This is a genomic window from Hymenobacter sp. GOD-10R (genome assembly GCF_035609205.1).
Classification (GTDB): Bacteria; Bacteroidota; Bacteroidia; order Cytophagales; family Hymenobacteraceae; genus Hymenobacter.
In genome coordinates this window covers 4,304,367-4,322,912 of record NZ_CP141184.1, presented here as the reverse complement: position 1 = coordinate 4,322,912, position 18,546 = coordinate 4,304,367, and the positions used below count along the sequence as shown (strand labels likewise).

At 54.8% G+C, this 18,546-nt stretch carries 16 protein-coding genes; 13 read left to right on the top strand and 3 right to left on the bottom strand.

The features are described 5' to 3' along the window. The first annotated feature begins 202 nt into the window (after positions 1–202). Positions 203–2,617, top strand: a complete 2,415-nt coding sequence (locus SD425_RS17270; protein ID WP_324671190.1) for an alpha-ketoacid dehydrogenase subunit alpha/beta — start codon at positions 203–205, stop codon at positions 2,615–2,617. A gap of 79 nt (positions 2,618–2,696) precedes the next feature. On the opposite strand, the gene SD425_RS17265 is transcribed toward SD425_RS17270, so the two are convergent. Next, positions 2,697–3,254 (bottom strand): hypothetical protein, encoded by a 558-nt coding sequence (locus tag SD425_RS17265; protein ID WP_324671189.1) that lies wholly within the window; start codon positions 3,252–3,254, stop codon positions 2,697–2,699. Positions 3,255–3,367: 113 nt separating this feature from the next. On the opposite strand from SD425_RS17265, the gene SD425_RS17260 reads away from it, so the two are divergent. Next, positions 3,368–4,369: an acyl transferase gene (locus SD425_RS17260; protein WP_324671188.1), complete on the top strand. Its 1,002-nt coding sequence runs from the start codon at positions 3,368–3,370 to the stop codon at positions 4,367–4,369. Between the two features lie 49 nt (positions 4,370–4,418). Here SD425_RS17260 and SD425_RS17255 read toward each other — a convergent pair whose 3' ends face one another. Next, positions 4,419–5,576, bottom strand: a complete 1,158-nt coding sequence (locus SD425_RS17255) for a sigma-54 dependent transcriptional regulator (protein ID WP_324671187.1) — start codon at positions 5,574–5,576, stop codon at positions 4,419–4,421. Positions 5,577–5,868: 292 nt separating this feature from the next. Between SD425_RS17255 and SD425_RS17250 the strand changes: the two genes are divergently transcribed. The 9 genes from SD425_RS17250 (at position 5,869) to SD425_RS17210 (ending at position 14,343) form a co-directional block, all read left to right on the top strand. Further along, a complete protein-coding gene (locus SD425_RS17250; RefSeq protein WP_324671186.1) occupies positions 5,869–6,222 on the top strand; it encodes an S-adenosylmethionine decarboxylase in 354 nt (117 codons plus the stop codon). After that, complete coding sequence (locus SD425_RS17245) at positions 6,219–7,532, top strand: DUF4178 domain-containing protein (protein WP_324671185.1); 1,314 nt, start codon at positions 6,219–6,221, stop codon at positions 7,530–7,532. The genes SD425_RS17250 and SD425_RS17245 overlap by 4 nt, the downstream gene beginning before the upstream one ends. Positions 7,533–7,541: 9 nt before the next feature. Beyond that, entirely contained in the window at positions 7,542–7,733 is a 192-nt protein-coding gene (locus tag SD425_RS17240) for a hypothetical protein (protein WP_324671184.1), read from the top strand. A gap of 12 nt (positions 7,734–7,745) precedes the next feature. Further along, a complete protein-coding gene (locus SD425_RS17235; protein WP_324671183.1) occupies positions 7,746–7,961 on the top strand; it encodes a DUF350 domain-containing protein in 216 nt (71 codons plus the stop codon). Continuing rightward, positions 7,954–9,510 carry a polyamine aminopropyltransferase gene (locus SD425_RS17230; protein WP_324671182.1) on the top strand — a complete coding sequence of 519 codons (1,557 nt, stop codon included), beginning with the start codon at positions 7,954–7,956 and terminating at the stop codon, positions 9,508–9,510. Before SD425_RS17235 ends, SD425_RS17230 begins: the two co-directional genes overlap by 8 nt. A 52-nt stretch (positions 9,511–9,562) precedes the next feature. After that, the gene (locus SD425_RS17225) at positions 9,563–11,233 is read left to right on the top strand and encodes an FAD-dependent oxidoreductase (protein WP_324671181.1); all 1,671 of its coding nucleotides are present in this window, start codon (positions 9,563–9,565) and stop codon (positions 11,231–11,233) included. Next, positions 11,230–12,309 (top strand): hypothetical protein, encoded by a 1,080-nt coding sequence (locus tag SD425_RS17220; RefSeq protein ID WP_324671180.1) that lies wholly within the window; start codon positions 11,230–11,232, stop codon positions 12,307–12,309. Before SD425_RS17225 ends, SD425_RS17220 begins: the two co-directional genes overlap by 4 nt. Before the next feature lie 296 nt (positions 12,310–12,605). Beyond that, complete coding sequence (locus SD425_RS17215; protein WP_324671179.1) at positions 12,606–13,889, top strand: PQQ-dependent sugar dehydrogenase; 1,284 nt, start codon at positions 12,606–12,608, stop codon at positions 13,887–13,889. 10 nt (positions 13,890–13,899) lie between these two features. Further along, complete coding sequence (locus SD425_RS17210) at positions 13,900–14,343, top strand: cytochrome c (RefSeq protein ID WP_324671178.1); 444 nt, start codon at positions 13,900–13,902, stop codon at positions 14,341–14,343. A gap of 172 nt (positions 14,344–14,515) precedes the next feature. On the opposite strand, the gene SD425_RS17205 is transcribed toward SD425_RS17210, so the two are convergent. After that, complete coding sequence (locus SD425_RS17205) at positions 14,516–16,690, bottom strand: S9 family peptidase (RefSeq protein WP_324671177.1); 2,175 nt, start codon at positions 16,688–16,690, stop codon at positions 14,516–14,518. Between the two features lie 287 nt (positions 16,691–16,977). Between SD425_RS17205 and SD425_RS17200 the strand changes: the two genes are divergently transcribed. Together SD425_RS17200 and SD425_RS17195 are read left to right on the top strand one after the other, a co-directional pair. Further along, complete coding sequence (locus tag SD425_RS17200) at positions 16,978–17,601, top strand: sulfite oxidase-like oxidoreductase (protein ID WP_324671176.1); 624 nt, start codon at positions 16,978–16,980, stop codon at positions 17,599–17,601. A 13-nt stretch (positions 17,602–17,614) separates the two neighbouring features. Beyond that, positions 17,615–18,361 (top strand): ferredoxin reductase, encoded by a 747-nt coding sequence (locus tag SD425_RS17195; protein WP_324671175.1) that lies wholly within the window; start codon positions 17,615–17,617, stop codon positions 18,359–18,361. Positions 18,362–18,546 lie beyond the last annotated feature (185 nt).

Below are 18,546 nucleotides of genomic sequence, written 5' to 3'. Positions count from 1 at the left end.
CTCGTAAGCGTGCATGGTAGAAGCTACTAGCACAGTACCACAAAGATAACTAAAAACGTTCCGGGCTGCATGGCTGCCCAAAGCAGCCCAAACCTAGGGGCCACCTAGCGTCTTTCCCAAAATCTGTACTTTTGCTCCGAGTTTGCAGCCTAGGCGCACCTGATTCGTTTCAGTTGCTTGTTGTCCACCCGTTTTGTTTTTTATGTCTACTGTCGAATCTGCCCTAGCTCCGGCTGTTGCCTTGAGCAAAGAAGAACTGCTGCGTGATTACCGCATTGGCTGGGAAAGCCGACAGGCTTCGTTGGCCGGTCGCAAAGAGGTATTTATGGGTAAAGCTAAGTTCGGCATCTTTGGCGACGGCAAAGAGCTGCCCCAACTGGCCATGGCCCGCGCATTCCAGGCGGGTGATTTCCGCTCCGGCTACTACCGCGACCAGACCTTTATGCTCGCGGCCGGAGAGCTCAACTTACAGCAATACTTCGCCCAACTCTACGCGCACCCCGACGTGGAAGCGGACCCCGCCACCGGCGGCCGTTGCATGAATGGGCACTACGCCACGCGTCTGCTCGACGAAGATGGCAACTTCAAGCCCCAGACCTCCAGCAAGAACTCTAGCGCTGATATTTCGCCGACGGCCGCTCAGATGCCGCGCCTAGTAGGCCTAGCCTATGCTTCCAAGTTGTACCGCCAGAACCCAGAGTTGCACGGCCTTACCGATTTCTCGGTGAATGGCAATGAAGTAGCGTTCGGTACCATTGGCAACGCTAGTACTTCGGAAGGAATGTTCTTTGAGGCCATCAATGCCGCCGGGGTTCTCCAGATTCCAATGCTGGTATCGGTCTGGGATGACCACTACGGCATCTCGGTGCCTGCCGAATACCAAACCACCAAGCAGAGCATCAGTGAAATACTAGCGGGCTTCCAACGCAATGGACCCGGCGAGCAGGGCTTCGAAATCTTTGTGGTGAAGGGATGGGACTACCCAGCGCTAGTCGAAACCTACCAGCGCGCCGCCGAGCTGTGCCGTCGCGAGCATGTGCCGGTGCTCATCCACGTTACGGAGGTCACGCAACCGCAAGGGCACTCCACTTCTGGCTCGCACGAGCGCTACAAGAGCAAGGAGCGCTTGGCCTGGGAGCAGGAGCATGACTGCATGCGCAAGATGCGGCAGTGGCTGTTGAAAGAAGGCTACGCAACCCCCGAGGAGCTTTTTCGATTGGAAGATGAGGCGATGGATGCCGTGAAAAAGGCGCGTAGCGCTGCTTGGCAGGCCTTCTTCAATCCTATTCAGCAAGAGCGGGAGGAGCTAGCCCAGCTACTAGAAAAGCTAGCTTCGGAGGCTGAGAAGCCCAACAATCTGCACAAGTCCATCGAGCACCTGAAGCAGAATCCCACGGCACTCCGCGCCGATATTATCCGGACGGCCCGGCGGGCCCTGCGCCAAGTGCGCGGCCAGCGCGGATTTGCTCGTCGTGAGTTGCAGCAGTGGCTGGAGCAGGCCACCGCCGATAACGCGGACCGCTACAACTCCTACCTCTACAGCCAGAGCGAACAAGCCGCGCTAAACATCACGGAAGTAAAGGCCGAATTTGCTCCTAACGCCGCGCAAGTAGATGCCCGCGAGGTACTGCAAGCCTGCTTCGAAGCGAACTTCCGCCGCGACCCTACCATCTTTGCTATTGGGGAGGATGTAGGGCAGATTGGTGATGTAAACCAAGCCTTTGCTGGCTTGCAAGCCAAGTTTGGCGAGTTACGCGTCACCGATACCGGCATCCGCGAGAGCACCATTATAGGGCAAGGAATAGGAGCCGCTTTGCGTGGCTTGCGCCCCATCACCGAAATCCAGTATTTGGATTACATGCTTTATGCTATCCAAATTTTGTCCGATGATCTAGCTACGCTTCAATATCGTACGAAAGGGGGGCAGAAAGCACCCCTGATCGTGCGTACCCGCGGCCACCGACTTGAAGGAGTGTGGCACGCTGGTTCGCCTATGGGTATGATATTGAACAGCCTGCGGGGAATACACGTGTGTGTGCCGCGCAATATGACCCAGGCCGCGGGGTTTTATAATACCCTGCTCCGCTCCGACGAGCCTGCAGTGGTAGTGGAGTGTCTTAACGGCTATCGTCTCAAGGAAACGATTCCGCAAAACGTTGGGGAGTTCACCGTGCCGCTTGGTGTGCCAGAGGTACTGCTAGAAGGCTCCGACGTAACGATTGTTACCTACGGCTCGATGTGCCGCATTGTGCTCGACGCTGCTCGGCAGCTTGCTAAGGTGGGCATATCAGTGGAAGTGATTGACGTACAAACGCTACTACCTTTCGATATAGAACACCTTATTGTGGATAGCATCCGCAAAACCAACCGGGTGGTGTTCACCGATGAGGACGTGCCTGGCGGCGCTACTGGCTACATGTTGCAGCAGGTGCTCGACGAGCAGCAAGCGTACCGGCACCTCGACGCCCAACCCCGCTGCCTATCCGCGCAGGCGCACCGCCCGCCCTATGGCACCGACGGTGACTACTTCAGCAAGCCGAATGCGGAGGACGTGTTCGACGTAGTGTACGAAATCATGCACGAAACAGACCCGAAGCGTTTTCCTACTATCTACTAACACGTTAGTGATAAAAAAGCCCGACCAGACGCTTAGTGTCTGGTCGGGCTTTCGTTTGGGAAGCTGGGAGAGCTAAGCCCTATCTAACGAATAGAATTGGATCGGTAAAGATGGTGTTACTCTCGTGCAGAGCTCTATCCACGATGCTTACTTTATAGCGTATTCTCGAGCCGTAATAAAAAGTTCCGACAAAAACCCGCTGACTGAAGGTCAAGTCGCCTTTAAGCGGCTCTGCCCGTCCGGTGTTGTTGAGAAGCGGGTATCGGCCATCGTAGGGTTGGTCTTTATTCAAGATGGTATCCCTATACTCGCCATTCCGAAGAACCTGCGCTTGAAAAAAGTAGTTGTTATAAAACCGATTGAGGGTTCCGTCCAAATTCTTCTGCTGATATGGCGGGTTTGTATCATCGTTACTAAGACCTAGGTCCCCGTCACCGTCCCTAAAGGAGATAGTCACCTTAACACTATCGAAAGTCCCATCATCTGTTTTAAAGCGCTGCTGCGTAATGCTTTTGAAGCTGATTTCTGGTGTGTCAGGATAGTCGGGGGTGGCGATACAGGACGAAACAGCAAGGCCGACGAATAGCATCAGCATGGCTAGGCCCATTATCCGAGATGGAGTAGAAAGCTTGGTCATAGTAGGTAAAAAAAGCAGCAAACAACCGGTTGACTGCACAGCCTGAATATACAGCTTCTCAACGAACAGCGGTGCTATTTGTTATATCAAAACGTTAACTGAATTGTGTTGTAATGAGTTTCCGCGACGCCTACCTACGCCAACTGCCGCACCTAACTGCTACTGACTTCGAACAAACCGCGCTGGCGCTCTTTCGACACCAAGCGGCACATTGCCCACCTTACCAGGAATACCTAGGTCTGCTGGGTCGCAAACCGCAACAGATACAGCAACTTACAGATATCCCGTTCCTGCCTATTGAGTTTTTCAAGACCCATGATGTACGGACGGAGCCAGCTAGTTGGGAGCCAAAGGAAGTGTTCTTGAGCAGTGGCACCACGATGCAGCAGCGCAGCCAACACCGCTTGCGCGACCCGCTGCTCTACCGCCAGAATGCTGCCCGCATCTTCGAGCAAACCTATAGCCCCTTGCGCGAGTGGACGTTCCTGGCGTTGCTGCCATCGTACCTGGAGCAAGGACAGTCGTCCTTGGTAGCCATGGTCGACTACTTTGCTAAGGAGTCGGGGCAAGCGCAACCAGCCTTCTTCCTGCACGACTACGCGGCGCTGGTGCAAGCCTTAGGCGAAGCTAAGCAGTTAGGGCGCCGGGTGATGCTCATCGGCGTGACGTATGCGCTGCTCGACCTCGCAGCTGAGTACGGTGCCGCGCCCGAGCTGCAAGGTCTGACGGTGCTGGAAACCGGTGGCATGAAAGGTCGGCGCCGCGAAATGATTCGGGAGGAGCTGCACGCGGAGCTAAAGCTAGCTTTCGGCCCGGCCGGCATTCACTCCGAATACGGTATGACGGAGCTGCTTTCGCAAGCCTACAGCCTAGGTGATGGCCGCTTTCACCAACCTGTGCCGCTGCGCATTCTGTTGCGTGACCCATCCGACCCATTCTCCGTTTCCTCCACCCGCCCCGATGGCGCTATCAACGTTATCGACCTAGCTAACATCGATTCTTGTGCGTTCATCGAGACCAAGGACTTAGCTCGCCAGCATCCTGATGGCTCCTTTGAGGTGCTGGGCCGCATGGATAATTCAGATGTGCGGGGCTGCAATCAATTAGTAGCCTAACAAAAAAGCCTAGATGAGAATCTAGGCTTTTTTGTTGAAACAGAGCATTTTACTTGCCTGAATACGCTTTGGCGTCGGCTTCGGTAATGATGTCGTCGCTCATGATAACGAGGCGTTCGACCACGTTGCGTAGCTCCCGGATGTTACCGGTCCAGTTGAGGCTTTGCAGGTACTTCAATGCTGCCGCATCTGCTTTCTTTGGCTTGTTGCCGTAGTCGCGGGCGATGTCATTCAAGAACTTCTGCACGAGGTCCGGAATATCCTCGCGGCGGTCGTTGAGGGCCGGCACTTGGATCAGGATAACCGACAGGCGGTGGTACAAGTCCTCGCGGAAATTGCGGTCGGCAATTTCCTGTACCAGGTTCTTGTTTGTAGCCGCTACCACACGCACGTCCACCGATATTTCCTTCTCGCCACCGACGCGGGTGATTTTGCTTTCCTGCAAGGCACGCAGCACTTTGGCCTGGGCCGATAGGCTCATATCGCCTATTTCGTCTAGGAACAGCGTGCCACCGCTCGCTTGCTCGAACTTGCCGATGCGTTGTTTTACCGCCGACGTAAACGAGCCCTTTTCGTGACCAAATAGCTCGCTTTCGATCAGCTCCGAGGGGATAGCAGCGCAGTTAACCTCTACCATCGGGCCGCCAGCGCGGTTGCTTTGCTCGTGCAGTTGGCGGGCTACCATCTCCTTACCAGCACCGTTCGGACCCGTAATGAGCACGCGGGCATCGGTAGGCGCTACTTTCTCAATGGCTTTGCGCACCACTCCGAGGGCCGTCGAGTTGCCGACCATTTCGGAGCTCTTGGCAATCTTCTTCTTGAGCGTCTTGGTCTCAGTTACCAGCTTGGTGCGGTCGAGGGCGTTGCGCACAGTGATGAGCAAACGGTTCAGGTCCGGTGGCTTCTGGATGAAATCGAATGCGCCTTTCTTGGTGGCATCCACGGCCGTTTCGATGCTGCCGTGCGCCGATACCATGATGAAGGCGGAATCGGGGGATATAGTTTGAGCGCGCTCTAGCACTTCAAGGCCGTCCATTTTCGGCATCTTGATGTCGCAGAGCACCACATCATACTTATTCTTGACGAGCATATCCAGGCCCGTGGGGCCGTCCTCGGCCTGATCCACAGCGTAGCTTTCGTACTCCAGAATCTCCTTCAGAGTATTACGAATGGCCCGTTCGTCGTCGATGATTAGAATTTTGGGCATGGGGAAATTAGAAAACAGATTAGCGCAAGTAGTGACGAAGGTAACAAATTGTAAGGCGCAGGTGAGAAAGAAATACGCAGCGCTTCAGCTAGGTAGATTTATACAAGCTACGGTAAAGTTAAACTAAGTAAACTCTGATTTGCTATTGGTTTGATAGTTGTCGCCTTGCTAGTAGCATATAGCATGCTTTGCTTGCATACCTAGCTCTAGTATCTTGGAAGCAATAAGTGGAAGTAACAGCGCCTAAATAGATTAACTAGCTAGCTGCTAAGCTGCCCGCAACTACTATCTGATGCACGTTTATACTCCTGGGTTACACATATTAGCCACTTTCACGGCGCCCGTTTATCATTTGCTAGATGCTGGCACTTGCCAGCAGTTTTTTGATCAGCAAATTGCTGCCTTGCACCTAACTAAGGTAGGGGAGGTGTACCACACTTTTCCGAACGGCAGCTTCACGGCGGTAGTCGGCCTCACCGAGTCGCACCTGAGCATTCACACCTGGCCCGAGCATGGCCTAGCTACCTTCGACGTGTTCTTGTCCAACTTCCAGCAGGACAACTCCGCTACGGTGCGCCAGCTATACGCCGAAACACTGCGCTTCTTTGAGGCCACGGAGCAAACCAAAACGGAGGTAGTTCGATGAGTGAAGTTCTAACGAATCCGCCATCGGCTGAACTACAATGTCCACATTGTGGCACCACTATCACATATTATGATGTGCAAGGCAGCTCTTTTTACGCCTGCCCGCATTGTCATTGGTTCTTTGAACACGAAGGTGAAAGCCGACCTAAATTACTGTATCAGTTTCAGGATGTACCCCGTATCGGACCACCTTTGCCCCTAGGTTCTAAGGGTGTATTGCATGGAGAAGAATACCGAATAGTAGGCTTTATGGTGCGCAAAGAAGCCCGCACACCCGCACGTTGGGCCGAGTACATGCTTTTTCATTCAAAAACGGCTAGCTATGCGCAGTTATCAGTCTTTGAAGGTCATTGGATGTTCATCAAGCCTGCTGAGCGCAGCTATAAAGTCAATCAGGCAGACTCTCGCCGGGCATATGTCGAAGCGGAAGACGATACATACATGCTTTATAACCGTTATTCGCCTCGTGTACTCTTCGCGATTGGCGAATTCGACTGGAATATTCGGGAGGATGAAGAGCTAAGTGTTCATGAATTTGTGGCGGCGCCCTACATGCTAGTCGAGGAACGCAAACCAAACAAACTCATAGACTGGTATAAAGCAGAGCACATGAAGGCTGAGCAAGTAGCTCTAGCTTTTGGCGTGGATAAATATGCATTGCCCGATCCGATAGGAGTGGGCGCCATTGAACCAGCACCTGGACAGAAAACGTGGCCCACTCTAAGGAATTTTACGCTATTCCTGGCACTAATAGTAGTTGCTACTCAGCTACTATTGCTAGGACTCAAGCCCGAACGCCAAGTGCTCAGTCAGCAGTTTCATAGTCGGCTCGATGCTTCGCTGCCTGCAACGGCTACAGCAGGAGGTGAAGCAGTAATTGTATCAACTTCGTTTCAGGTAGATGGTCCGGCAGCTATTTCGGTGCAGTTGCGCTCCGCTTTAGATAATCAATGGTTAGAACTACCCGTGTCAGTAATTAACGAGAAGACGGGTCAGAGTTACGAATTCTCAAAAGCCTTAGAGTACTATCATGGCTACGAAGGTGGGGAAAGTTGGAGCGAGGGCAGTCAGGAGCAAGAAGCCACTTTAGGGAAGATTCCCACTGGCCGTTATCATCTAAACATATATCCAACCTCGGAAGTTGGTTTAGATTTGCCTATCTATCTCACTGTCAGCCAACAATCGTCATTGCATTCCAATGCCATATTACTATTGCTTGCTCTGTTAATTTACCCAGGTATTCAATACTGGCGACGCTCGTACCACGAACAGCAACGCTGGGAAAACAGTGATTATGGTCCAACAACTTAATTATCTCTTGTGAACTTCCTTCGTCAACTCTGGTCGATTCGCTACTATGCCTTCCTAGCGCTGCTCGGCTACGGCACCTTCGTGTGGGCTGGCCTAACCGGTACCCGCCTGCTCGGCGACGACAACGAGAGCACCGAAAATATCAACGGCAACAGCTCCTCCGGTGGCCGTGCCGGACACGGAACGTATTACCACAAGTAAACTTCTCTCCCGATGGAATACCTCAACTTCAAGCTTATCACGGCCTCGGTCGTGTATTCAGTGCTCGGCATTCTGATCCTGGTGGTGAGTTTTGTTATCGTGGAGAAAATGACGCCCCGGACGCTTTGGCGGGAGATTATTGACGAGCATAATACAGCGCTAGCTATCGTAGCAGGTGCTTTTATGTTGTCGGTGGCTATTATCATCAGCGCGGCCATTCATGGGTAACGAGCCGGTTGTGTCGCCGCCGCGCCGCGCTACTACTGCCCCCGACCACTTGCCGGGGCTGCTGCTAGGCTCAGTGTTCGTCATCGCTACGTGCGGGCTGATCTACGAGCTGATTGCCGGTACCCTAGCGAGCTACCTGCTCGGCGATTCGGTCACGCAGTTCTCCACCATCATCGGGGCATACCTGTTCTCGATGGGGATTGGCTCGTGGCTTTCGCGCTATCTGGATGAGCCGTTGCTGAAGTGGTTTATCCGGCTGGAAATATTGGTGGGGCTAATCGGTGGGTTTTCGGCGCCGCTGCTCTTTGTGCTGTTTGAGTACGTCACCTCATTCCGGCTCATGCTCTATGCCTTGGTAGGGCTGACGGGCGTGCTGGTGGGCTTGGAAATTCCGTTGCTGATGCGGATTCTGGAAGACCGGTTTGCCTTCAAAGAGCTGGTGTCGAGGGTTTTTACCTTTGATTACATCGGGGCGCTGCTAGCTTCATTGATCTTCCCGCTGGTGCTGGTGCCGCAGCTAGGTCTCATCCGAACATCCCTGTTTTTTGGGGCGCTGAATGTCATTGTAGCCGGGGTGGCCCTGCACCGCTTCCGCGAGACTCGGCCGTATCGTCGTCAGTTCACGGGCGTCATTATCATGGCGCTGCTGGTGCTAGGTGTTGGCTTTGCCTACGCCGAGCGCATCATGACCTACACGGAGACCCTAGCTTTTCAGGATCAAGTTATCTACAGCAAAAGCACACCGTACCAGCGCATTGTATTGAGCAAGAACAACCGCGAGCTGCGCCTTTTCCTGAATGGTAACCTACAATTCAGCTCCGCCGACGAGTACCGTTACCATGAGGCTTTGGTGCACCCCGCGATGCAAGCGTTGCCCCACGCGCGCCAAGTGCTGGTGCTCGGTGGGGGCGACGGGCTAGCCGTGCGCGAACTATTGAAGTACAAGCAGTTGCAAAGCATCCGCCTAGTCGACCTAGATCCCGGCATGACGCACCTGTTTCAGCACAACCAAATGCTGCTGGCGCTAAACAAAGGGTCGTTGCTCAACCCTAAAGTGCAGGTAATCAATGGCGACGCTTACCAATGGGTGCGCCAGGATACCACTCGCTACGACTGCATTGTGGTAGACTTTCCTGACCCTTCCAACTACTCCGTGGGTAAGCTCTACGCGGCCGCCTTTTACCGGGAGCTCGATAAGCTGCTCGCTCCCGGCGGACTGATCGTGGTGCAAAGCACCTCACCCTATGTGGCCCGGCAGTCATTTTGGTGCGTGCGGCACACATTGGCGGCCGCGGGCTTTCACACCATTCCGTACCACTGCTACGTGCCTTCGTTTGGCGAGTGGGGCTACGTGCTGGCCGGTCGCAACGGCCACTGGCGCGGCGACGGAGCATTGCCGACCGGCTTACACTACGTGACGCCCGCCACTATCCACGACATGCTCTATTTTCCACCCGATATGGCGGAAGTGCCCACGGAGGTTAACCAGCTGAATAATCAAGCGCTGGTGCGGTATTTTGAAGAAGATTGGGGACCGTACACGCACTAACCTGATTGTGGTGTTTAGATCTAAAAAGCGAAAAGCTAGCTCGCCCTCTCTTTTGAATAATGCGCATCAACCATTTACGGGGCTCGGGGGAGAGGTTTCCCGCCGTGCTTTTCTCACTCGCGCCAGTGCTGGCCTGATCGGCATAATGCTCGGACCTAGCTTGTTAGTAGAATCGTGCGGACCAGCAACAGCCTCGCGGGCGCATATTCAGGGGAAGCTGCACGGCGCAAACCATGCAGTAGGTCACCTATTGCGGCAGCCGGGAAAGCTGCCGGCACCTAGCCGCACGTTGCGGGCCGAGGTCGTTATTGTGGGTGGGGGCGTGGCTGGTTTATCGGCGAAGCGTTGGCTGCAACGGCAGGGCGTGCACGACGTGTTACTGCTGGAGCTAGAGGAGCAAGTGGGAGGCAATGCAGCTTCGGGGCGCAGTGAGGTGTCGGCGTATCCGTGGGGGGCGCACTACTTGCCCGTGCCCGATGCGCGTAACCGTGAGCTGCTGGAATTTCTGCACGAAGCGGGCACCATTACGGGCTTCGATGCGGCTACGGGCTTGCCAATTTACAATGAATACCACCTCTGCCATGACCCCGAAGAGCGCCTCAACATTCAAGGGCATTGGCAGATAGGCTTGGTGCCGGAGCTAGGGGTGCCCGCTGCCGACCGCCAGCAAATAGCTAGGTTCTTTGCCTTGATCGAGCAGTTTCGCCAAGCGAAAGGAAATGATGGGAAAGACGCTTTTGCCATTCCCGTCGACCATTCTTCCGCCGACGCAGCTTTCCGCCAGCTCGATCAGCTGGCCTTTAGCGACTACCTCACGCGGGAAGGTTTCACCTCGCCCTACTTGCGCTGGTACTTAGAATATTGTTGCAAAGATGATTACGGTTCCAATGCCGCAACGACTTCTGCGTGGGCGGGTATTCATTACTTCGCCGCCCGCAAGGGCAGCGGTCAAAACGCCAACTCTTCCGACGTGCTGACCTGGCCGGAGGGCAACGGCTTCCTGGTGCACCATCTGCGCCAGGTCAGCCCCGAAAATATTCTTCCGCAAACCCTAGCCTATGCCATTCGCGAAACTGCGAGTGGGGTGGAGGTGCTGGCGTATGATGCAAACGCCCGGCAGAGTATCCGCCTAAAAGCCCAGCACGTGATACTAGCCACTCCGCAGTTCGTTACCCAGCGACTATTGGCCGGAGTAGCAGACGCCAAAATGCTTATGTGCCATCACGCGCCTTGGGTGGTGGCTAACCTGACGGTGGATGGCTTACCACAGGGCCCCGGCCGGCCACTGTGCTGGGATAATGTGCTGTACGGCAGCAAGTCGGTGGGTTACGTGAATGCTAACCACCAGGACCTCGCCATGACGGCCGATCAGCGCAAGGTCATCACCTTCTACTTGCCGCTGGCCGACGAAGCGCCTGACCTAGCCCGCCGCGCCGCGTACCAAACGTCGTACGACGAGTGGTTGCAACGTATTCTGGCCGAGCTAGAAACGGCTCATCCTGGGGTTACATCCCACGTCGTACGAGCCGAGATATGGGTGTGGGGGCACGGCATGATTGCACCTACGCCCGGCTTTCTGTGGCACTCGGAGCGTTTAGCGGCGGCTCAGCCCCTACGCCAGAGAATCTTCTTCGCCCACACGGATCTGAGCGGCATGTCCATCTTCGAGGAAGGCTTTTACCAAGGCATCCGGGCGGCCCGCGAAATCCTGGCTTCCGCATGAAAGCACTGCTAACTCCCACAACAGCTAGGTTACAGAATCATACGTCGGCGCAGCCTTGGATTCGCTCGGCCTGGTTTGATGGGTGGTTTGTGCTGGGTCCGCCGTTTCTGTCGTTACTGGTGGTCATGCTGCTGCCAGCACAGTTTCGAGCTACGACGCAGATGCCGCTGCTGGCGTGGTTCGGGCTCGTAGTGCTGATTGATGTGGCCCACGTGTATAGCACTTTGTTTCGAACCTACTTCGACCCGGTGCGCCGTCAGCGGCAGCGTGTTCTATTTTGGGCGGTGCCGCTTGGCTGCTACTTGGCCGGGGTAGCCTTGCACTACGCGGGCGGGTGGCTGTTCTGGCGCGTGCTGGCGTACTTGGCTGTCTTCCACTTCATCCGGCAGCAATACGGCTTTCTGCGGCTCTATTCTCGTCACGAACCTAGCTATCGGCAGCGCTGGCTCGACACGGCCATTATCTACTACGCCACTATTTACCCGCTGCTGTACTGGCACTTCTCGCCGCCGCGCAATTTCAACTGGTTCGTAGAAGGCGACTTTGTACAACACAATTGGCCACTCGGTCGCCACCTTGCGACGTTGCTTTACGTCTTGCTCTTGCTGCTGTACCTAGGCAAAGAAGCGCAGACCTGGCAGCGCCAACGTACTTTTAACGCACCGCGTAATCTACTGGTAGTAGGCACATTGGTGTCGTGGTACTTCGGTATTGTGTATTACAACGGTGACCTGGCTTTTACCCTGCTCAATGTGGTGTCGCACGGCATCCCGTACTTGGCCCTGATCTGGACGACTAGCCAACCGGGCGCTGACCGCAAAGCCGGCCCACGTCCGTGGTGGACGGGACGTTACGGCATTATCCTGTTTGTGGGCTTGCTAGGCCTGCTGGCCTATGCAGAAGAAGGCTTGTGGGACGGACTGGTATGGCGGGAGCATGCGTCGGTGTTCGGCTGGTTTCAGCAGTTGCCTGCAGTAAAAAATCACTTGTGGCTGAGCTTGTTGGTGCCGCTGCTAGCCTTGCCCCAAGCGGCGCACTACGTGCTCGATGGGTTTATCTGGCGACGAAACAGCTAAGGCTGAAAAGCTAGGTCAGAGCACTGCGGCTCCGGTAGTTCAGCCAACAACTCGCGCGTAACGTACAGAGGCGCAAACGTGTGATTCTACAATCTTGCGCAGACTCCCGCAACGACGCCCCCTAGGCGTCCGACCAATGGACATAGGTCAATGCGGAGAAGAATTGTAGCTTCGCTGCATTCGGAAACAGCCGCTCGGTTTCCAACCTTTGGATACTATCACGTGTCTATAGCTTGCGCAAAGAATAAGTACCTATCTGTCACCCCACCAAACGCCCTCAAAACTGTTCTACACCCATGAAGAAAAACTTGACGCGCTATCTGCTGCTTCCGGCCGCCCTCGTCGGAAGCTTGTCCCTTTACGCCCTCACTGCTCCACCCACGCTAGTTGCTGACGCTGATAATGCTGGTCTGAAACTGCCAACCGGCTTCAGCGCCCTAGTAGTGGCCGAAACCGGGGCTAGGCCCCGCCACCTCACCATCACGCCGCAGGGTAATATTTATGTCAAGCTCAACCGCGTCAACAAGGCGGGGCAGGGCATTTTGATGTTGCAACCAACCAGCGGCGGCAAAGCCGAGGTAAAAACCGGCTTTGGCAACTATGGTGGTACCGGCATGTACTACAAAGACGGTTACTTGTACACTTCTTCCGATCAGGAGGTATTTCGCTACAAGCTGAACGAGAAGGGCGAAGTAACTAACCCGAGTCAACCTGAGAAGATCGTGACTGGCCTCATCAACCGGCGTCAGCACGAAAGCAAGTCTATTGTGCTAGACAATGCGGGCAATGTGTACGTGAACATCGGCGCGTACTCGAACTCCTGCCAGCAGCGTGACCGGCAGAAAGGCTCCCTTGGTCAGCCGAACTGCCCCGTGCTAGATTCGGCAGGCGGCATTTGGCAGTTCAAGGCCAACCAGCTCAACCAAACCTACGGCAACGGCACACGCTACACCACCGGTTTGCGCAACGTAGTGGGGCTCGACTGGAATCAACAAGACAACCAGCTCTTTGTGATGCAGCACGGCCGCGACCAGCTGCACGACATTTTTCCCGATATGTACACTTCGGAGCAGTCGGCGCAATTACCGGCCGAGTGCATGTACGCGGTGAAGAAGGGCGACAATGCCGGTTGGCCCTACTTGTATTTTGACCCCACACAGAATAAGAAAATGCTAGCGCCCGAGTACGGTGGCGACGGTAAGAAAGAGGCCGATAGCAAGTTTATTGACCCCGCGGCGGCTTACCCGGCGCACATGGCGCCCAATGGTCTGCTGTTCTACACCGGCAACATGTTCCCGGAGCGTTATAAGAACGGCGCATTCATCGCCTTCCACGGCTCTTGGAACCGTGCTCCCGAGCCGCAAGCAGGCTATTTTGTGGTATTCCAACCCTTCAAGGACGGCAAGCCCAATGGCAAATGGGAAGTATTCGCTGATAACTTCGCCGGCTCGCCCGAAAAAGTTGTCTCAGGCCGCGCCGACCACCGCCCCTGTGGTCTAGCGCAAGCCCCCGACGGTTCACTGTATGTGACTGATGACTCGAAGGGAACGATTTACCGCATTTTCTACAACAAGAAGTAACCACCTAGGTATGCAGAAGTTAAGCATTCTGTGCTTTTTCGTCTTCCTGAGTTTGCCGCTTGCGGCGCAGAAGAAACCAGCTCCCAAATCCAAGGCCCCTGCTGCCTCTGCCGGAGCAGCGAAGTCGATTGCAGCTGGCAAGCAGATCTACACCCAGTACTGCCTGAGCTGCCACCAAGCCGACGGGGGTGGAGTCCAGAACATGAATCCGCCGCTTATCAAAACGAGCTACGTGCTAGGTGATAAAACCCGTCTGGCGAAGGTGTTGCTCAATGGCTTGCAAGACGTGGATATCGATGGCGAGCCCTACAATAACGTCATGCCCTCCCACGACTTCCTTAACGACCAGCAAATTGCCGACGTGCTGACGTTTGTGCGTAACAGCTTCGGCAACAAGGCCAGCGCCGTTACCGCTGCTGAAGTAAAAGCTGTACGCGCCACCAATAAGAAGTAAAAGCTAGGTTCTCGTTGTCATTCCGAGCCAAGCGAGGAATCTGAGTTGTAGGGTCGCAGCCGTTTGGCCCAGATTCCTCGCTTGGCTCGGAATGACAGAAACAAAAAAACTCTGGAAGTCTTCCAGAGCTTTTTTGTTTCTGTCGTTTGCTGAACGACAAACTAGCGAAATACTAGCGGCCGCCGGGCGGGCAGTTTTCCTTCAGGAATTTGGTATAGGTAGCAGCTAGGTGGCGGCTAGTACCTTCGCCCTCCGAGATGCTGTGCGTGCGGTTTGGGTACGACATCAACTGGAAGGTTTTGCCGTTGCGCACCAGCTCATTGATCATCTGCTCGGCATTGTTGTAGTGCACGTTGTCGTCGCCGGTGCCGTGCACGAGCAGCAGGTTGCCACGCAGGTTCTTGGCGTGGGCCAAGGGGGAGTTGTCTACGAAGAAGTGCTTGTCTTCAGGCACTATACCCATGTAGCGCTCCTGGTAGATATTATCGTAGTTCAGTTGGTTGTCGACAGCAGCGATGGAAATACCCGTTTTGTAAATCTGTGGGTATTGAAACATCAGGTTCAGCGTGGAAGAACCGCCGCCGCTCCAACCCCACACTGCCACGCGGCTGGTGTCTACGAAGGCGTTTTTCAGCACTTCTTTGGCGCCCATGGCCTGGTCGCGGATGTTTAAGCTCCCAATGTTGTGGTAAATAGCTTTACGAAACTCTCGGCCGCGCGGAGCCGGGGCACCGCGGTTTTCCAGCGAAGCGTAGATGTAGCCGTCATCGGCCATGCTGCCCTGGTAGAGGCGGTTGCTGCTAATTCCGAAGCGGTCGACTACCGTCTGGCTAGCGGGCTCTCCGTACACCATAAATACGATGGGATATTTCTTGCTAGGGTCGAAATTGGTAGGCTTCACCATCCAACCATCCAGCGTCACACCATCTTGCGTTTTCACCTGGAAGAACTCCACCTTGGGAAGCTTGATGCTTTGCGCTTGGGCAGGTGTTTCGCCGCCGCTCAAACGCTGGTGCGTGGGCAGCGACACCACATCGGACACGGGGAATACCGAGCTGCTGGAATAATTATGCAGCGCTAGCTTGCCGTTGGGCGAGATGTCGTAGCTGTGTGAGCCGGCTAAGTTCTGCGGGGTCACGCGCTCAGCCTTGCCTCCTTTCAGCGGCACGTGGTAGAGGTACTTTTGGGTAGCATTCGTGGGAGAGGCCATGAAGTAGATCTGGCCGCCTTTCTCATCAATCGACTCCAGGCTAATCACGTCGTAGTCGCCTTTGGTCAAGAGCTGCTCCTTGCCTTTGCGGTCGACGGCATAGAGGTGGCGCCAGCCATCCTTCTCACTCGACCACACAAAGCGCTTGCCGCCCTCAATCCAATTCCAGCCGACGGCGCCTTCCTTCGCATCCACCCAAGCCTTGTCCGTCTCGCTGTAAATCGGCTTGACGGTGCCACTGCTAGCGGTGCACAGCATCAGCTTGCTTTCATTCTGACGGCGGTTGAGCTGTTGAAGAATAAGCTCATCGTTGCTGGCCCATTCCATGCGCGGAATATAGTGCTGCACGGCGTCGCCGGGGACGTCCATCCACTTGGTCGCGCCGCCCGCCACGGGCACCACGCCTACGCGGCAACGGCTCGGATCTTCGCCTACTACGGGGTACTCGACCGGAATCGTGAAAGGGTAGAGCTGATCCGTCGTGTTCAGCATCAGATAGTTGCGCGTTTTGGTGGCGTCGAGCTGCCAGTAGGCTAGCTTCTGCCCATCAGGCGCCCAGCGGAAACCGTCGCGGCAGTCAAGTTCTTCCTCGTATACCCAGTCGAACGTGCCGTTGATGAGGCGGCTGGTGCCGTCGGAGGTGAGAGCCGTGATCCGGTTATCGGCTAGGGTCTCTACGTAAAGGTTGTGCTCGCTCACATAAGCCACTTTGCTGCCATCAGGCGAGAACTTGGCAAACATCAACGACGACTCTGGTCGCCCTTTGCCTAGCTGGGTGAGTTTCTTACTGTCTAGGTCGAATACCCAGTAGTCGCCACGCGTATCGTAGCGCCACACTTTCTTGGTGTTCGTACTAAGAAGGACTTTGCGGCCATCATCGGAGAAAGCAAAGCGGCGCACTTTTAGCGGTGCCGTTTGGCCCTGTGGCGTTAGTAACTGTTTGCTGATGAGCGTAGTCGACTTCTTAGGGTCACGAGCGTCGAGCTGGACAATTTCATCATCTTGGGCCCGCATATAGCTGTAGCCATCTTTAGTCCATTGGGTGCCGGGGCCGACCTGTGCCCACGCCACCGGCGCGACAGCCAGCTGCACGAACACGATAATCGCCGCTGCATTGCGTACTAGGGGTTTAAACATGCGAAGAATAAAGGTTTTGAGAGTCTGAAATGAATACTGTCGAAGCTAGGTGCTTCTCTCAGCCCAGAGCAGCCACGAAAGTAGATGGTTTAGCGCCATTGTGGCAACCGAGCAAACAAAGTAGCACAAAGACGTTGTGAGCGCCTGCACGTTGCCTAAGAGCAATTAACGGCTACCTGAAACGGTACAACAGAGGCTCACAGGCACGCGCAAAACCAGGCTGCCTAGCTTCCCGCAAGTGAATATTTTGCTACCTTTTGCGCCTCTACTCTTCAGCTTTGCACCTTATGGCGGCTTTCTTCAACAAAGGATTTGGACGCAAACGAGAATCGGCAGCTAGCGACCGAATTCCGCCCGGCCAATATGAGACCCACGATTTTCCCGTGCTTTCGGCTGGCCCCACACCGCGTATTGCACTCGCCAACTGGACGTTTAGCTTGGAAGGATTGGTCGAGACGCCCGTGCAGTGGACGTGGGAGCAGTTTAACGCCCTGCCTCAGCAGTCATTTACCAATGACATACACTGCGTAACGAAGTGGTCGAGGCTAGATACCCAATGGCAAGGCGTGAGCATCGATACAATACTTGAACACGCCAAGCTCTTGCCTGAAGTACGCTATGTAATGGCGTATTCTTACGGCGGCTACACCACCAATGTGCCCTTAGAAGATCTGCGCAACGGCAAAGGCTTCATCGGATTGAGTTTCGGCGGAAAGCCGCTCACCCCAGAGCACGGCGGCCCGGCGCGGCTAGTCGTGCCGCACCTGTACTTTTGGAAGAGCGCAAAGTGGATTAACCGACTGCGCTTCATGGATGAGGACGAGCCTGGTTTCTGGGAACGAGGCGGCTACAGCATGTACGGCGACCCGTGGAAGGAGCAGCGCTATCGCACAGACGATTCCGATCAATAAGCTAGCGGTGAACATGTCGGAGAAAATGCCCTGGCAGCTAGCTCAGGTGAAAGCTATTGTGAAAGAAACGCCACGCGTCAAAACGTTCACGCTACAATTGCCGCATTGGCAACCGCACTTACCGGGTCAGCATTATGATATGCGTCTGACAGCCGAGGATGGCTACCAAGCGGAGCGCAGCTATTCCATCGCCTCGCCGCCCGAGCAAGTCGGCGAGATTGATTTAACAATTGAATTAATTGATGACGGCGAAGTGTCGGCCTACTTGCACGAAGGGGTAGCTGTTGGCGATTCGTTGGAGGTGCGCGGTCCTATTGGGGGCTACTTCGTGTGGCGTAAGGAAATGTATGATCTGCCATTGCTGCTCGTAGCGGGCGGTTCTGGAGTAGTGCCTTTGATGGCTATGCTGCGTCATCGCACTGCCGTTCAAGCAACTAACCCTACCGTGTTGCTTTTCAGCGTACGCACCGCCGCTGAGGCTATTTACCGACAAGAATTGGAAGCGCTAGCGCAGCAAGATCCGCACTTCAGCCTAGTTTTTACGTTCACTCGGCAAGCCCCGCTAGCTTGGAACGGATACCACCGTCGCATCGACCAAGCAATGCTGACTGAGGTGTTGACGCAATTTTCCGTGTTGCCGCAGGTGTTTGTCTGTGGACCTACGCAATTGGTTGAACAAGCCGCTAATACTCTACTTGACCTAGGTCTACCTGCTGAGAGCATTCGCACGGAGCGATTTGGGCCCACTGGTGCAGAGTAGCCTAGCATGTCGCATACATGATACGTGCACTTACCAGCAAAATTTATTCGAATTTATCGTTGTTTCTTATCTGCTAGCGCAACAGTAGGAAGTAGCATCTATTCTGCCATACGTCGTGAAAAATTGATTTTATGCGTGTGTAGTAAGTGTATAAATATGGTGTTAGATAAGTGAAAAAACATCGT

Coding starts and splice junctions, on each gene's coding strand:
- SD425_RS17265 (WP_324671189.1), bottom strand. CDS start 3,254: ATGACCAAGCTTTCTACTCCATCTCGGATAATGGGCCTAGCCATGCTG.
- SD425_RS17215 (WP_324671179.1), top strand. CDS start 12,606: ATGAAGAAAAACTTGACGCGCTATCTGCTGCTTCCGGCCGCCCTCGTC.
- SD425_RS17235 (WP_324671183.1), top strand. CDS start 7,746: ATGGAATACCTCAACTTCAAGCTTATCACGGCCTCGGTCGTGTATTCA.
- SD425_RS17255 (WP_324671187.1), bottom strand. CDS start 5,576: ATGCCCAAAATTCTAATCATCGACGACGAACGGGCCATTCGTAATACT.
- SD425_RS17230 (WP_324671182.1), top strand. CDS start 7,954: ATGGGTAACGAGCCGGTTGTGTCGCCGCCGCGCCGCGCTACTACTGCC.
- SD425_RS17220 (WP_324671180.1), top strand. CDS start 11,230: ATGAAAGCACTGCTAACTCCCACAACAGCTAGGTTACAGAATCATACG.
- SD425_RS17270 (WP_324671190.1), top strand. CDS start 203: ATGTCTACTGTCGAATCTGCCCTAGCTCCGGCTGTTGCCTTGAGCAAA.
- SD425_RS17205 (WP_324671177.1), bottom strand. CDS start 16,690: ATGTTTAAACCCCTAGTACGCAATGCAGCGGCGATTATCGTGTTCGTG.
- SD425_RS17210 (WP_324671178.1), top strand. CDS start 13,900: ATGCAGAAGTTAAGCATTCTGTGCTTTTTCGTCTTCCTGAGTTTGCCG.
- SD425_RS17250 (WP_324671186.1), top strand. CDS start 5,869: ATGCACGTTTATACTCCTGGGTTACACATATTAGCCACTTTCACGGCG.
- SD425_RS17195 (WP_324671175.1), top strand. CDS start 17,615: ATGTCGGAGAAAATGCCCTGGCAGCTAGCTCAGGTGAAAGCTATTGTG.
- SD425_RS17200 (WP_324671176.1), top strand. CDS start 16,978: ATGGCGGCTTTCTTCAACAAAGGATTTGGACGCAAACGAGAATCGGCA.
- SD425_RS17260 (WP_324671188.1), top strand. CDS start 3,368: ATGAGTTTCCGCGACGCCTACCTACGCCAACTGCCGCACCTAACTGCT.
- SD425_RS17245 (WP_324671185.1), top strand. CDS start 6,219: ATGAGTGAAGTTCTAACGAATCCGCCATCGGCTGAACTACAATGTCCA.